A 14,612-nucleotide genomic window follows, 5' to 3' on the forward strand; every position below is an offset into this window, starting at 1 on the left:
GGTGCGCAGCTTGCGGATGATCTGCTCGGGGGTGTGGCGCTTGCGTTTCATGGGGCTTCTCCTGGCCAAGTCTGGCCGGTAGGGAAGCTCTCATAAGGACTGGTTCAGTTTTTGGGGTCCACGCCAGTCGGCAGCCTGGGACAACTCGTCTTCGAGTCGACGCTTCTGATCAGCAAGATCCTGGCTGATGACCCTGAGCAGACGGCTACTCTCATACAACCGAAGCCCGGAACGAACGCGAGCGTTCAGCTCGCCGGGATCCACGGGTTTGATGAGGAAGTCATCGGCGCCCGCATCCAAGCCAGCGACCCTGTCCTGGATACCGGCACGGGACGTCAGCAGGATGAAAAAACACGCCGCCAGCTCAGGATCTGCCTTGAACGTGCGACAGACTTCAAGTCCATCCATTTCAGCCATGCACCAGTCACAGATGACCAGTTGCGGCAGATAACGCCGCGCCAAGGAGAGACCTTCTTGTCCAGTGGAAGCCACAAGGACATCAGCTCCCTCTCGACGCAAAAGGCGTTCCAGTACGGTCTGTAAAACGCGATCATCGTCAATCAGGAGAATACGCGTGGATGCAGTCATTGGTCAGTCCGCATTGCCCGCAAGGAAGACAAGACTCGTTCGTGTACAACGAGGAGCTCATCAATCAGGCTGTTCACTGAAGAAAGGTCATCCGAGCTTGATGCCAACTCAAGACGGCGACAAAGCTCAGCCAGGCCAAGAGCGCCCAGGGTGGCACTGGGTGAACGCAAAGCGTGGGCTGCCGCCCGCAGCTCGTTCAGATCAAGAGAATGACTGCACCGCCTGATGGAGGCGATCAATGCTGCGGAATCTTCCTCGTAAAAGGTGATCAGTTCATTCATCATGTCATCGGCGTCGCTGCCACCGATGGCGCGGAGCGCCTCCCAGGCCTGAAGGTCAATAGGGTCGCTGAACTCTGCCATCATTGGCGCTCGTGAAAGGTCTGTTGGTTGGGGGAGGTCGCCTCATCTTTCCACAGGCAGAAGCGATCAAAGGCAAGCCTTAGATCGGCAGGGCGAACTGGTTTGTTGAGAAAGTCATTCATCCCAGCAGCGATACACTCGGACTCATGGTCACCAAATGCAAAAGCCGTAAGGGCAATGATGTAGGGCTGATCAATGCTGGACGCACGCAGAAGCCTGGTCGCCTGAAGGCCGTCAACATCTGGCATCTGGAGATCCATGAACACCATGTCGATGCCACCCTGCAACACCCTCTCGACAGCTTGCTGGCCATTGCAAACGAATTCAGCGTGTTGGTTCAGTTTTTTAAGCAGCAACTCGAGAACTCTCTGATTGATTCGGTTGTCTTCTGCTACCAGGATACTGACTGATGGATACGTCTGGGTGGGAGAACGATGGTCGTCCTTCCAGATTCCAGACGAAGCAGAGTCACCGGTGTGCAGAAGAGGCAAGGAAACCGTAAAACAAGTACCCTTCCCAATCTCGCTTTCAACTTGGATCGTGCCACCCATCAGGCGACAAAGTCGGTCGCAGATGGTCAGACCAAGCCCGGTTCCCTGAAGTTGGCTGGAGTGATGAAGCCGCCCATGCTCCTGAGAAAAACTTTTGAACATCTTGGGGATGAACTCTGGAGATACTCCATGGCCACTGTCGATGACCTTGATAACAACCTGACCCTTCTTACCCTTCAGAGGTTGGTAACTGAGCTCTACGCGAACAAAGCCATCATCCGTAAACTTTATGGCATTATTGATTAGATTTAGAAGGATCTGTCTGATCCTTAGACTGTCACCCTGGAACTCGACGGGAAGCTCAGGAGACATGAGCACTTCCAGCGTCAGACCTTTCGCCTGAATGGATGCATCCATAATGCGTGCACATTCCCCAACAAGGTCCCCGATAGAGAATGGGTCCAGTCGAACCGATAGCTTCTTAGCCTCGATCTTCGAGAGGTCGAGAATATCGTTGATCAGTCTCAGCAGTAATTCGCCGCTGGTGTGGATGGTATGGACCAGCTCCGATTGATTCGGGCTGAGACTGGTATCCATCAACACATCTGTCAGGCCAATGATGGCATTTAAGGGCGTGCGAATCTCATGACTGATGGTGGAGAGAAAGACGCTCATTTCTCCAGTGGCCGCAAGCGCTTCATCCCTTGCCTGCCGCAGCTCAAGGGTTCGGGAAGCCACTTGCTTCTCCAGGCTGTCCCTGGAATCGGTGAGTTCGTCCTGAATCCGGGTGATGTCGCTGAGATCTCTGAAAACGAAGACCAACGAAGGATCTGGTTGGAGATTGACCGGAGACCAGCTGACCTCGACGACCTTGCGTGGTGGAACGGGCGAAAGGTCCCAGACAGTGCGCCCTGACCTGTTTCGAGCCCTGCCCAGCAGGTCGAAGACAGGCCCAGGTTGACCCTCCACGAACCGCTGTGGCAACAGTTCATCGATAGGCTTGCCCAGGCTATGGAGACGGGGCCGCGCCACCAGCCGATCAAAGGCACGGTTGGTCCATTCCACCAGTCCCTGAAAGTCCGTCAGGGCCAAGGCGTCTTCCACAGAGCCGAGGGCAGCCTCGAGGCGTCCGAGGGTTCGACGCAATTGCCCCAGCAGAACAATCTCCGTGCTGCTCTGGTTATTCAAGGGGCTTGAGTGTTGCAGCAAAGCTCCATGTCATGCCATGCCTTTCCGCAACGATAAAGTGTTCCGAAAGAATTTCTCGCTTGTCTTTGCAAACTGTCTTCAGTTTAAGCGGATGATTCAGTATCTCTGATTCACCCGTCATCCTGAATCTGGAGAAGCCAAGATGATGGGCGTCTTGAAAGGCAGAGGGAAGAATCAAACCCAGGGTATTGCCAATGAGATCCTCCGATGCCCAGCCGTAGACCTCTTGCATCAGATCATTGACCTCTTCAATCACTCCTTCCTGATCGGCCCTGACAAACGGCAGGGAACGCTGGCGAAGTTCATCAATCGTGATCATGGTGACATGCCCCCTTCCAAGGCTTGACTTTCGCTGGCTTGCCGAAACCGTATTTTAGCCTAGCCGGAAGTCGCCTTCAAAAGCTCTCTGTTCTTGAAGGAGGATTGGCTGCATGGAAGGACTGCCGCCCGATCATGAAGCCCTGAAGGATTGGTGCGGAAAGCGACCTTAACCCTCGTCAAAGAATGAATCAAAGAGGCTCACGGGAGCCCGACTGGGAGCCGAGGCGTCTCGCTCGAGGCATGGGTCCCTTGCCCATCGAGCCCCTACAAGGCAGGACGATTTGGTGGGGCTGGGCCCTGCAGAGAGAACGGTTCAGGTGCCCTCGTGCGCCTCCACCTCCTCTCCCACCGGAACATCCGCAAGGACATGATTCAGCCTATGGGTCCATCACTCGAAGCGGAACTTCTTGGTTCCCACGGTCATCAGAATCATCCGGATGCTGCTTCGATGGCTCCCTCGCTCAAGGAGGTGATCAGCACAGCCCGGGGGTAGCGGGCCTGCAGCTGGGGCCAGTGCACGTAGAGCAGGTCGAGGAAGGGCAGCACCAGCCGTGCCGAGAGGCTCAAGGTTTCGATGCGGGTGATCGATTCCACGAACACAGTCTTATGGCCGAGCAGCTTGCCGAGGATCAGGAACGGCACCGCCACGCCGGCGCCGGTAGAGAGGATCACATCGGGCCGCTGTCGCCGCAGGACGGTCCAGGCCAGCAGGGCATTGCGCAGCAGGTTGGGCAGGTGACGGTTGGTGGGGCTGTAGGCCCAGCTCACCTGTTCCCCCTCCAGCGCCTGACGGGTGGTGGCGGAGTCGAAACTCACCCAGCTGCGTTGGTGGAGGCGCCAGAACGGCTCCAGCTGGAACAGACCCTTGAAATGGCCCCCGGAAGAGCAGACGAGCAATAACTGCATGGTTCAGCCCCCTCGCGATGCAGAGGTGCTGGCCCGATGCCGGCTGGACTGCAGAGCGATCTTCAGACGCTGCATCAGCCCCGTGATCCGCATCATTGAATTCTCCATCAGCCTATAAAGGGCCTTAGGCAACAGAGTTCCCAGGTAACCAGCTGCCAAGGTGATCAGGGTGCGCAGCGGTTCCTCCCGCAGCAGAGCCGGATAGGTGCCCAGGGCCTGATGGCAGAGCTTGACGCCGAGACGAGGCTGGCCTTCGCGGATCGATCGGCGGGCCAGATAGCGAAGCTGGTAGGCCCGGGCCCGTAGGCCGTAGCGCTGGATCAGGTCGGGGGCGTAGCCGGCCGTCTTGTCGAGAACCCGCTGCCAGCTGGCGAACTGCTTCTCGATATTCGCCGAGAGGCCGCCGCTGCTGATCCGGTAAAGGGTGAGAGGCTCAGCAAGGCCTTCGATCGTCCATTGGGTCTGAAGCGAGATGCGCAGCCAGCATTCGATGTCTTCCGACTGACGGAAGCTGTCGTCGAACCAGTAGCTCTCTGGGGTGCCATAGAGATTGGCCTCGAAGCGAATCCCATCCAGCACCTCTCTGCGCATCACCACGCAGGAACCATTGCTGATCGGATTGCGGCAGAGAATCAGCTCGGGGGTGATGTGCTGCAGCGGCGGGGTCTGGTAGATGCCGAGGGGCTGGCCCTGGTCGTCGATAAAGGCCGATCGGGAATAGCTCACCCCCACCGCCGGATTGGCCTGCAGGTGCTGCACATGCCGCTCGATCTTCGCGGGAAGCCAGAGATCGTCGCTGTCGAGAAAGGCCAGGATCGCCCCGCTGGAATGGCGGATGCCGGTGTTGCGTGCCCCCGCCAGGCCGCGATTCTTCTGCGGCACGATCTGGATGCGGGGATCGCCGGTGCTGCGGCAGATGTCCACCCCGTCGTCGGTGGAGCCGTCGTCCACCACCAGGATCTCCAGGTTGGTGTACGTCTGGGCCAGCACCGATTCCAGGCTGGCGGCCACGGTGCGGGCCGAGTTGTAGAGCGGCATCACCACCGACACGAGCGGCTGGGCTTCCGTCTGGGGGGGTGGGTCGGATCGGGGCACAACGACGCTGGCGGAAGGGAGATGGCTGCAAAAACGCTGAGTCAGGGTCGAGGACCTGGCCCGGCCCGGCTGGATCGGCTCCCCAGTCTCAGCCAACGCCGCAGGGTCTGCAGGATCAGGCGCGTAAACACGGCCACGGCCGTGAGCCCGGTGCGTCGGGGCTGGCGGATCAGCAGCGTCCAATCGGAGCGGAGCGCACGGAGCATGTAATCGGCCCCCAGCGCTGGATCCCCCTGCAGCCGCAGAGATCGTCGGGCCAGGTAGCGGAGATGGACGGCCTGGGCCGACGCAAAGTGGCGCGCCACCAGTTGGGGCGCATAGCCGCGGGCTTCGGTGATCAGGCGCAGCCAGCCCCGCTCCATCCGCTCCAGGCTGGCGGAGAGGCCGCTGGCTGAGGTGCGGTAGTAGGTGAGCACCCGATCAATCGCTTCGATGCGCCAAAGGCCGGTGCAGGCCACCCGCAGCAACCACTCAAGATCCTCGGAGTAGCTCATGTCCTCCACGAATCCGCCTACCGCCTCGAACACCTCGCGCCGCAGCACCCAGTTCGACGTGGTGGTGGTGGGGTTTTCGCAGAGGAAATCCGCAGGGTTGAGGGGGACGCTGGGGTGGGAGGCGATTGTTCCGGTGGGGTTCCCCTCCGGGCTGAGAAATTCCACCCGGGCAAAGCTCACGCCCAGGCCGGCGTCGCCCTGGTGACGCTCCACATGAGCGCGTAATTTGTCCGGATGCCAGAGGTCGTCGGCATCGAGGAAGGCGATCAGGGGTGCCTGGCTAGCGGCCACCCCCCTGTTGCGGGTCCGGGAGACGCCGGCATTGGCCTGGCGCAGCACCTGGATGCGGGGATCTTCGCTGGCCATGGCGGTCGCGATCGCGGCGCTGTCGTCGCTGGAGCCGTCGTCCAGCACGATCAGTTCCCAGTCGGAGAGGCTCTGCTGCTGGACCGATTGCAGGGTGGCACGCAGCAGGGTGGCGCCGTTGTGGACCGGGATCACCACGGAAATCAATGGTGCTTTGGCGAGTGGAGTGATTGCGTTTGCCATGGCGCTCTCAGCTGCAGGCTGGTTGCTGATCCCGCCGCTGGCGGGGGGCCAACATCAGGGTGAACACGTGCAGGCCAAGCTGGGCCAACAGCCCCACCAGTGAGAGGACCGCAGGGAAAGCCATGGTCAGGTTCCGTTCCAGCTGAGACCGAAACAGCATCCGGGAGGCGGTATCAAAGAGCCGGGACTGGGCCGAGAGCGTGATCAGGATCAGGAAGGCAGCGGCCTCCACGGATGGCGGAAAGAACAGAATCGTCCTTGGGAGCTGTGCCAGGGGGAATGGAAGGCCTGGCCATGGCACGATCAGCCAGCCGATGTGCATGCTGCCGGCAACCCGATGGCAGCAGTGCTGCGACATGGCGTGCGGCACCAGAGACATCAGGCTCATGAAAACTCATCCAGAAGGTGGCTCCAGGCGTCCATGTAGTCACTCCATGCACTCCGGGCGGAGTATCGCCCCGCCGCCGACCAGGCGCTCCGCTGCTGGTCTGTGCTGCTCAACAGGGCCTCAAGGGCGGCCGCCAGGTCAGCGTCCGACTCCCCCTTTACCACCAGACCGCAGGAACCAACCTGGGAGGATGCGCTCCCATCAGCCGAGTCCAACACCTGTTCAGGCAGCCCATCCACATCACTCACGATCACGGGCCGTCCAGCCGCCCGTGCCTCCAGGCAGACATTTCCCCAGGGCTCCCAACGGGAAGGAATCACGACGGCATCCACCTGGCCCAGGAGTGCGGGGATGTCCTTGCGCGCACCAAGAAGCTCAACACGCGGATCGGCAGAAGCCAGTGCTTCAAGCTCCCCCTTCTGGGGCCCCTCGCCGACGAGCAGCAGCCGCAGTCCACCGTCCGGAAGCAGGCGCAGAGCCCTCAGCAGGCGGTCAAAGCCCTTCTGAGTGGTGAGCCGCCCGTACGCCAGCAAGGTGAGGGGGCGTCCTTCTGCCGGAGGAGGTGAGGGGAGCACCAGGAAATCATCAACCGTCCGGGAGGAGAGCAGAACTCGACTCCGGGACGCGGAGATCAGATGGGCTGTCTGCAACCAGCTCCGCTGCGCACGTGAAACGGCCACCACCTGCTCCATGGCGGCATAGGAGAGACGCAGCATGGTGCGGAAGCGGAGGGTCGAAGGCACGTTGTGCCGTTCAAAGCCTGCGCAGTAGTGGTGTTCAAACAGGATCTGCCGGCGTGCCCGATGGCGGATCAGGCTTGGCAACCCCTTCCAGGAGCAGGCTTTGTGCCAGATCAATAGATCCGGATTCCAGTCCGCCAGTGTGCTGTTCACTTCCTCCGAAGCGACCATCGCAAAGCGATGCCGTTCACCGAGAGGTGAGCATGCAAGCATCTCCAGGCTGGGCCGGATACCGCAGATTTTTCCTGTGCCACCAGTCGCCAGAACGTGAAGAACCTTCATGATGAGGTGTTGATCAGGCTGATGGCCGGTGGTGGCTACAGGTGCGGGCCAGGAACATCAGGGCCTTCGGAAAGGATAGTCGCACGCTTGGCTAGACCCAGGAATCTTGGGGATGGATCTTTTGTATGCAACTTTTTGAAAGACGATGGAACAGTTGAGAAAGCTGTTTGTTAGCTTCAATGGGAGGAAGCAGCATGGGATGCTGAATTCGGAGGGGTTCACACTGTTGAACCCCATTGGAAGCGCGTGATCATTGGGGTTGGGTACGCGCTAAGTGCCTGAAGGCCAATCGAGACGCATAGATCGTAAACAGAGGCAAGCACAACCAGTGACTGAGCAAAACGGCGATCGCAACACCAATGGCCTGCCATTGAACCCCGATGAACAAGGCAACAGCAAAAAAGCAGGTAAAGATAATATTCCAGGTCAAATCCCATTCTGTCTTGTTGATAGCGATTAGCAACTGGGATGCGGCATCAGCGAATGGGCGCGGAATGGCTGACAGACAAATGATGATCAAAATGGGAATGGCGCTATCCCATCGGGAACCAAATATAATCGGCACATAGAACGGAGCCAAGGTAGATTGCAAAAGCACAAGGGGTACGATGGCAGAACCCATTACTTTCAGGCTCTGAAAATAGCGAGCTCTAAAGTCTGCCAGATTATCGCGAGCTTCACACAAGTGAGACAAGACGGACGCCTTGGTTGCATTCATAATGCCTAAGCTAATGCCAGCTCCAGCGTTGAAGGCAAAGTAATACACACCCAGAGCTTCAAGGCTCAGGAAGCGACCTACAATCAAGTAGTCGAGGTTACTACGAAGGGTTTGCAACAGCTCCACTCCTAAGATAGGGCCACCAAAACCCATAAGCTCCCGCCAGTGTGTAGCCGTAGGCTTGCCGTGGGGTCTCCAATGATGATTTTTCAGCATCACAACAAGCCAGATGGGAGCAACGAGAACCTTCGGCAGCACGATTGCCCAAAGGCCAAAGCCTGAAATCGCAAGTATGGCAGATAGTATATTATCAGTAGATACTTGAGCAAGCTGCGCTAAAGCAATGATCTTAAACCTTCCCTCGCGCTGAATAAGGGATGCTTGAACCAACCCCATGGGAATGATGAGTAATACCAGTCCTAAGACACAAATTGGCACGATGACACGTTGATCTTGGTAAATCCAGCTGACGACAAAAGCCGTTAGCACCTGGACGCAAAACAAACCAGTAAAAAGCAGCCAATTCAACCAGTAGGCTTCCCGTGATAATCCTTCTACGTGCTCAGAATCGGCCTGGATGAGCTTCGTACCAATCCCGTTACGGGTAAAGACCAAGACAAACTCATTGATTGTCATCACCAAGGCCGCCAAGCCATAATCTTCCTTGGTCAGAAAACGAGCCAGGATTATGGTGGCCAAGAGCCGCGAGATACGGATCATTGCCGTTGATCCACCAAGCCAGCCTACGTTGCGCAGAAAAGGGCTATCTGCGTCTCGAAGCTTTCTTTTGAACCATGTGATTGGCATGTTATTGAATGAAAAGACTCATACTTCTCCAGGAGGTGAGATTAATAGAGATACTTGGCATAAGGTGTATTGATTAATCCCTGATGAAGCTCATCGTAGTTCTCGATCAAATCTTGCAGATTATCAGAGGATAATTTTCGCTGGCGACTGGTTACGGCGATGGGTTCAACGCCTAAGAACTCAAAAGCCTGGCGACGAAATTGCGCCTGAGACTCTGGGGATGCAAATAGATCTTCATAAGAGATTCTAAGGAGGTGACCTGAGTCGACATGGCTAAGGATGTCCTCACGCTGCAAGACTTCCTTTTCAGCATTGGCCAGAACTGCGAGAACATCGGATGGATCTACCCAAATTCTTGCGCTTCTAGCCTGTGAGACAGTTTTGCCATCCTGAGTCATTTCAGATGACACCACCCGAGTTGTTCGCATCACCTCTAGGGATAGATGCTGTTTGAGCAGATTCTGGCGATAGAGATAGATGATGTAGAGGTCTGGATTGCTTTTAAAAAAGTCCAGTAAACCATATTTTAGAAGCGTATGGTGAAAGTCTTTGATTCCAACGGAGCTGATCTGTCGATAGCATTTAAACCGAATCGGTTTGCGACGCCTAAAGTTCTGATAAGCGTAGTAGCATTGAGATAGATAAAAGAAGAGTTGGCTAGAGTAAATAAGTTTCAAGTAGGCCATATCTGGCTTCTTTCTCATCAGTGCATGATAGATTTTGTGGGGCTTTGTCCAATCCCCCAGGACTTCACCATAGTTCACCAAGTGAGGATGCTGATTGAATAGATCAACCAAAAAGTTGCTGCCGCTTCTGGCCTCGGTGTAGATAAAGTGTTTCTTCATCATCAGAAAGGATAGAACCGAAGGACTCTTTAAACAAGAGATGGGAGATAGCTTACGCCTTCCCCCGTTGCCAGGATGGGGGTAGTCACTAGGAGCATAGCGCCGAGAATCAACTTGGCTACCTCAATTTCCAACACGTGACCTTTAGAACCGGATCACCAGGTTGGGTCAAGAGATAACTTCACTATCGTTTCTCACAGATCTTATCTTGGCTGTTCACAACCAACTGCACTGATTAAATGCCTGACGGGGAAGACTGGAACAGTCTGTTGGTGCCCTCCGTTGATGAGCCAAAACCGCTGACATCGTCGGCCCTAGTCGTTCTTCTAGGCCAACGGGGTGTTGTGGACCCCGCTTGGCTGCGCTAGGGTATTAATTCAGAAGGCCTCCTGAAGATTCCGCAAACGTCACGCAGGCCGCAATCCACAGAACCTGACATTCATGCATAGCGGTAGCTCGCATGTTTAGACAACTGATTTTTGCCCTGCTGCTCTCGATGCTGTGCCTTCCGGCGAGGGGTGCAAAAGCCCTCCCAGTGTCCCCCGGAGATCGGGTCAAGGTCACGATTCCAGAGGGTGAGGAGTTCAGCGGTATCTTTGAGGTTAATCTCAATGGAGAGCTTGAACTCCCCTTTATTCGGGGAATTCCTGTTGCAGGTCTTGAACCCTACCAGCTTCAAGAGCGTATTTACCAAGCCCTGGTTAGGGATGGCTATTTTCAGCCATCGTATCTGAAGGTGAGTGTCAACGTGGTTCAGTGGGCGCCAGCAGAGGTGTTTGTCAGCGGATCCACCTTCCAACCCGGCCGTGTCCTGATCAATGAATGGACGCCTTCTGAGCAGACGACGGCTCCTGTTGCCCAAGGCGGCCAGGGTGCATTCAATCGCTTTCTGTCCGTAGCGCTTCGTTCCGCTGGCGGATTGCTGCCCACAGCCAATGTGTCGGCGGTGGAGCTGATTCGTGGTCAACAGCGCCGGGTGCTTGATCTCAGTGGGGTCTTCACCGGTGAACCCTTCAAGGATGTGCCACTGATCTCCGGAGATCGGGTGGTGGTACCCGATACGGGACAGGAAAATCCCTTGATTGTTCGGCCGTCGCAGATCACGCCAGTGGGCGTGAAGATCTACATCTCCAATCTCACGGAACCCGCCAACAGCAACGCCACCTCAGCCATCGGTCGGGATGCCACCTCGTTCCCCTATGGCTCCCGCTTCTCCCATGCTGTGGTCTCCGGTAACTGTGCCGGTGGCACAATACTGACCAATGCCTACCGCCGTGCCGTACTGGTGAGGGTGGACGCCACCACGGGCAAGACCACCACCCTCGACAAGGGTGTGGAAGAATTGTTGCGACGCTCCAGCAGTAACGAGAACAATCCTTATCTCATGCCGACGGATGCCGTGGCCTGCTACGACTCGGCCGTTGTGAACTTCAGCGGTGTTCTTCGCATCCTGGACCAGATCATCTCTCCTGGTGTTCTTCTCTACGACCTCTTTACTCCCTGAGCAGAACGTGGCTTTTCCTCCTCCCCGTCTGCCAAGACTCCCCACTGTGCGGATGCCCTCTTTCGTTGGCAAGGGAAGTCGATTGGTTACGGATCAATTCCGCAATCTTCCTGGTCTACAGCTGCCCCATCCCAGGCGTTGGTGGCAGGGACTGAGTCGTACAGATAAGCTTCGCTGGAGCCGCTACATTCTGGTGAGTGGCAGTACAAACTGTTTGATCTGGGGCTCCAGCATTCTTTTTCTAACCCTTTCCAAGCCCGTTTACACCAGTTCCTGGGCATTGATTCTTCCTGGAAGTGTCAATGCCGTAAATGTTAATTTACCGGAGATTGGCCAGGCTTCTGCAACAAGTGGCTCTGGCGGAGGAGCTTCGTCTACGTTTGATCCTCGCGCCAATTACGAATATATCTTTGCCAGTGAACAAGTGATAAGCCAGGCAGCAAAGAATGCCAACCTCCCGACAGATAGATTCGATGAACCAAGAATCAAGAATATTGACAATACTACAATTATGCAGATTGAGGTGACGGGTCCATCTCCCGAAGAGGCTCGCAAGAAGTCCTATGCCCTCTACGATGCCTTGCGCCAGAGGCTCAACGAGCTTCGTTCCAGTGAAATCAAGCAGCGGGAGGTTCCTACTCAAACAATCCTGCGAGATTCACAAGCCAAGCTGGCTACGGCACAAAGGAAGGTTTCAGCTTACAAGTTGAGCTCTGGAATCAATTCGCTTGAGCAAGTGGAGGCTCTATCCACGAATATCGAGCAACTCCGTCGTGATCGTGCACAGTTTGCGTCCCAGCAAGCGCAGGCCGAAGGGAAGGCGCAGAAGCTGAGTCGAAACCTGGGACTGACGGCTGCGGAGGCCGCGGATGCCTTCAAGTTACAAGTGGACCAGATCTTTCAGCAAAATCTGAAGGACTACAGCGAAGCCACTGCGATCCTAAAAGTTGAGAGCTCGAAGTTCGGTCCGAACCATCCACGCATCCGGAAGGAGGTGAAGCGCCAACAGTCGGCTGAGCAGGCTCTCCAGCGTCGTGCCCGTCAGCTGCTCGGTCGACCACTGGCCGCCAACATCCTCAGTCGACTGGCCCTCTCCTCAAGCGGCTCCGGTCGTGACGCTCTCTTCCAGTCTTTGGTGACGGACCAGTCAGCCGCCACCGGCGCGGCCGCCCAGGTGCGCAAGCTGGATGAGCAGATCGCCTCGCTGGAGGGTCGACTGCGCTGGATGTCCCAACGCCAGTCCGCCTTAGAAAGTCTGCTGCGAGACGAACAGATCGCTCAGGCAGTCTTTGCCTCCACCCTGGCGAAGATTGATCTCGGGCAAGGGGATTTATTCGCGGCCTTTCCGCTTGTGCAGCTTGCCGTTGAGCCTAGCTTGCCGGAGAAGCCCACATCTCCAAAGAAGGGTCTGGTATTAGCCGGTTCTGCGTTCGGATCAATCCTCACCACCGTGGGGCTATGGATTCTCTGGATCCGCAAACCATGGGTCAAGCGGATCGCCAACTTTATCTCCACCTGAGCACTGCTGGTATCGATGGGGATCAAATTCTGGAAAAGACGCAGCGAGCCTTCCGATCTGCAGCCTGAAAACTGGCCAGAGCGTTTGGTGTGGTGGTCAATCGTATTGACATACCCTGTCTGGTTAACCGGTGGGCTCTATGTTGTTGGCTCTGTTCTGGGCTGGTTACTTCTTGGATGCCTGATTGTGATGATCCTGGCCAGGATGGATCATCCAGATGAGTATGACGAGATCGTGATATCGCCAGTGATCTGGCTATGGATTATCGGCATGGTGTTTATGGAGGTGGCCCTGATTGGCGGCCATGTGGATTTTAATCTTGGCACCGGAATGATCATCAAATCGACGATCGGCTGGGCCAAGGGATGGGCGGGACTGGCCCTTTATCCTCTGGCTGGCTGCCTGAAGATCCGGACCGGAATCATCAGCAGGGCTGTCTGCATGGTTGGGCTGCATACACTCATCATCGTGCCATTCCTACTCATCACTCCATCTCTCCATCTTCCAGAAATCTTATATGTTTCACCGCTGCGGGCAGTCGGCGGACCGGGTGATTCCTTCTTTGATGTTCCACTCTACGAAATCGATCACACAACTGGAGATCTTCGCTGGAGACTGTTCACTCCTTGGGGGCCAGCCCTTGGATTTGTTGGCAATGTCTACTTCATGATTTGCCTTCAAGAAGAGAATCGGAATTGGAAGATACTTGGAATGGCTGGTGCCATCGTGATGTGTTTTATCTGCAAGTCTCGTCTGGCTCAGGTTTGTATTATCCTCATTCCAGCAGTTACCACTCTGATTGGTAGAATCCGCCGCCCGGTTACCCTGATAGGCCTTGGAATGGTTTCCTACCTTGGTGGCATTCTCGCGCCAATGCTGTTGACGGCGGCCAGCAATTTCTGGGAAGATTTCAAAGGTGCGCGAGCCGACTCGACCCGCGTACGGTTCGCTCTTAAGCGTATCGCTTATCGACGCTGGGAGGAAGAAGCCCCCATCTGGGGTCATGGCATCGTTGAGTCTGGCCCGCATCTGGTTGAGTTCATGCCAATCGGTTCTCATCACACATGGGCTGGTGTTCTCTTCGTCAAGGGGATCGTTGGCTTTTTTGCTTTGGTCGTGCCCATGGCCGCCACGATCATCGATCTGATCTTACGGGCCTCTAATCCCCGTTATCAGTTGGGTAAGGTTGGTCTGAGCATGATCGTGATTTTGCTGATGTATACTTTTGGAGAGAATCTAGAAATCCTTGTTTATCTCTACTGGCCTGGCATGATTATCATGGGGATGGCTCTTCAGGAGAAAAAGGCCCCACTTTCGAGTTCGCCTGCTCCTCTTGAGTCAGTTTAATCCTACGAACTGGTTCTTGAAACTGAACCCAACGCCTGGCTTAAGTCCGTCAACATGCAGTGGTAGCGCCGCATCATACTCCGGACCTATGGCAAGATTGAGGAAAAATCCGAGACGCTGGCCTTCTAGCGAATCAGCAGCGGCGGATTCTCGTCAGCACGAGAGCAACCCAGCCGGACGTCGTTGGCCGTTGGGATTTCAGGGCCTGCAACAATCTGCTGCGGTAGCCGGCTCGGCGCGCCACAACCGTCAACGGCACCTGCTGGAAGAGGTGGGACAATGAACCTTCATCAGGTCTTCTCTACCGGCGGACACCTTAAGTGTGTAGTCCCACCAGGTTGTTCAGCTGACGATTGGGTGTGAGGTCGCCAGGGTCGGGGTGTCACCGCCCGTCCCAAGACCTCACCCCCCATGCATAGCCACCCACTGGCCCGTCTGACGCCGATC

General features: G+C 56.2%; 14 protein-coding genes. 3 read left to right on the forward strand and 11 right to left on the reverse strand.

Annotation, left to right across the window (positions count from 1 at the left end; translation table 11 throughout):
* Positions 1-90 precede the first annotated feature (90 nt).
* The 11 genes from VB739_RS14235 to VB739_RS14285 form a co-directional block, all read right to left on the reverse strand.
* A complete protein-coding gene (locus VB739_RS14235; protein WP_323357695.1) occupies positions 91-588 on the reverse strand; it encodes a response regulator in 498 nt (165 codons plus the stop codon).
* Positions 585-950: an Hpt domain-containing protein gene (locus VB739_RS14240; RefSeq protein ID WP_323357696.1), complete on the reverse strand. Its 366-nt coding sequence runs from the start codon at positions 948-950 to the stop codon at positions 585-587. Before VB739_RS14240 ends, VB739_RS14235 begins: the two co-directional genes overlap by 4 nt.
* Positions 950-2,629: an ATP-binding protein gene (locus tag VB739_RS14245; RefSeq protein WP_323357697.1), complete on the reverse strand. Its 1,680-nt coding sequence runs from the start codon at positions 2,627-2,629 to the stop codon at positions 950-952. Before VB739_RS14245 ends, VB739_RS14240 begins: the two co-directional genes overlap by 1 nt.
* A complete protein-coding gene (locus tag VB739_RS14250; RefSeq protein WP_323357698.1) occupies positions 2,622-2,969 on the reverse strand; it encodes a PAS domain S-box protein in 348 nt (115 codons plus the stop codon). The genes VB739_RS14245 and VB739_RS14250 overlap by 8 nt, the downstream gene beginning before the upstream one ends.
* A 431-nt stretch (positions 2,970-3,400) precedes the next feature.
* Complete coding sequence (pssD, locus tag VB739_RS14255; RefSeq protein WP_323357699.1) at positions 3,401-3,877, reverse strand: PssD/Cps14F family polysaccharide biosynthesis glycosyltransferase; 477 nt, start codon at positions 3,875-3,877, stop codon at positions 3,401-3,403.
* A 3-nt stretch (positions 3,878-3,880) separates the two neighbouring features.
* Complete coding sequence (locus VB739_RS14260) at positions 3,881-4,972, reverse strand: glycosyltransferase family 2 protein (protein ID WP_323357700.1); 1,092 nt, start codon at positions 4,970-4,972, stop codon at positions 3,881-3,883.
* A 41-nt stretch (positions 4,973-5,013) separates the two neighbouring features.
* The gene (locus VB739_RS14265) at positions 5,014-5,970 is read right to left on the reverse strand and encodes a glycosyltransferase family 2 protein (RefSeq protein WP_323357701.1); all 957 of its coding nucleotides are present in this window, start codon (positions 5,968-5,970) and stop codon (positions 5,014-5,016) included.
* 52 nt (positions 5,971-6,022) lie between these two features.
* On the reverse strand, positions 6,023-6,247 hold the full coding sequence (locus VB739_RS14270) for a hypothetical protein (RefSeq protein WP_323357702.1): 225 nt from the start codon (positions 6,245-6,247) through the stop codon (positions 6,023-6,025).
* A 152-nt stretch (positions 6,248-6,399) separates the two neighbouring features.
* On the reverse strand, positions 6,400-7,425 hold the full coding sequence (locus VB739_RS14275; protein ID WP_323357703.1) for a glycosyltransferase family 4 protein: 1,026 nt from the start codon (positions 7,423-7,425) through the stop codon (positions 6,400-6,402).
* 250 nt (positions 7,426-7,675) lie between these two features.
* On the reverse strand, positions 7,676-8,950 hold the full coding sequence (locus VB739_RS14280; RefSeq protein WP_323357704.1) for a lipopolysaccharide biosynthesis protein: 1,275 nt from the start codon (positions 8,948-8,950) through the stop codon (positions 7,676-7,678).
* Between the two features lie 41 nt (positions 8,951-8,991).
* Positions 8,992-9,798 (reverse strand): hypothetical protein, encoded by an 807-nt coding sequence (locus tag VB739_RS14285; protein ID WP_323357705.1) that lies wholly within the window; start codon positions 9,796-9,798, stop codon positions 8,992-8,994.
* Between the two features lie 457 nt (positions 9,799-10,255).
* Between VB739_RS14285 and VB739_RS14290 the strand changes: the two genes are divergently transcribed.
* From VB739_RS14290 to VB739_RS14300, 3 genes are read left to right on the forward strand one after another with little or no spacing between them, the layout of a single operon-like run.
* The gene (locus VB739_RS14290) at positions 10,256-11,299 is read left to right on the forward strand and encodes a polysaccharide biosynthesis/export family protein (RefSeq protein ID WP_323357706.1); all 1,044 of its coding nucleotides are present in this window, start codon (positions 10,256-10,258) and stop codon (positions 11,297-11,299) included.
* 52 nt (positions 11,300-11,351) lie between these two features.
* Positions 11,352-12,818 (forward strand): hypothetical protein, encoded by a 1,467-nt coding sequence (locus VB739_RS14295; RefSeq protein WP_323357707.1) that lies wholly within the window; start codon positions 11,352-11,354, stop codon positions 12,816-12,818.
* 15 nt (positions 12,819-12,833) lie between these two features.
* Positions 12,834-14,165 carry an O-antigen ligase domain-containing protein gene (locus VB739_RS14300; RefSeq protein WP_323357708.1) on the forward strand — a complete coding sequence of 444 codons (1,332 nt, stop codon included), beginning with the start codon at positions 12,834-12,836 and terminating at the stop codon, positions 14,163-14,165.
* The last annotated feature ends 447 nt before the right edge of the window (positions 14,166-14,612 follow it).

It is taken from the genome of Cyanobium gracile UHCC 0281, assembly GCF_034931305.1.
Lineage (GTDB): Bacteria > Cyanobacteriota > Cyanobacteriia > PCC-6307 > Cyanobiaceae > Cyanobium > Cyanobium gracile_A.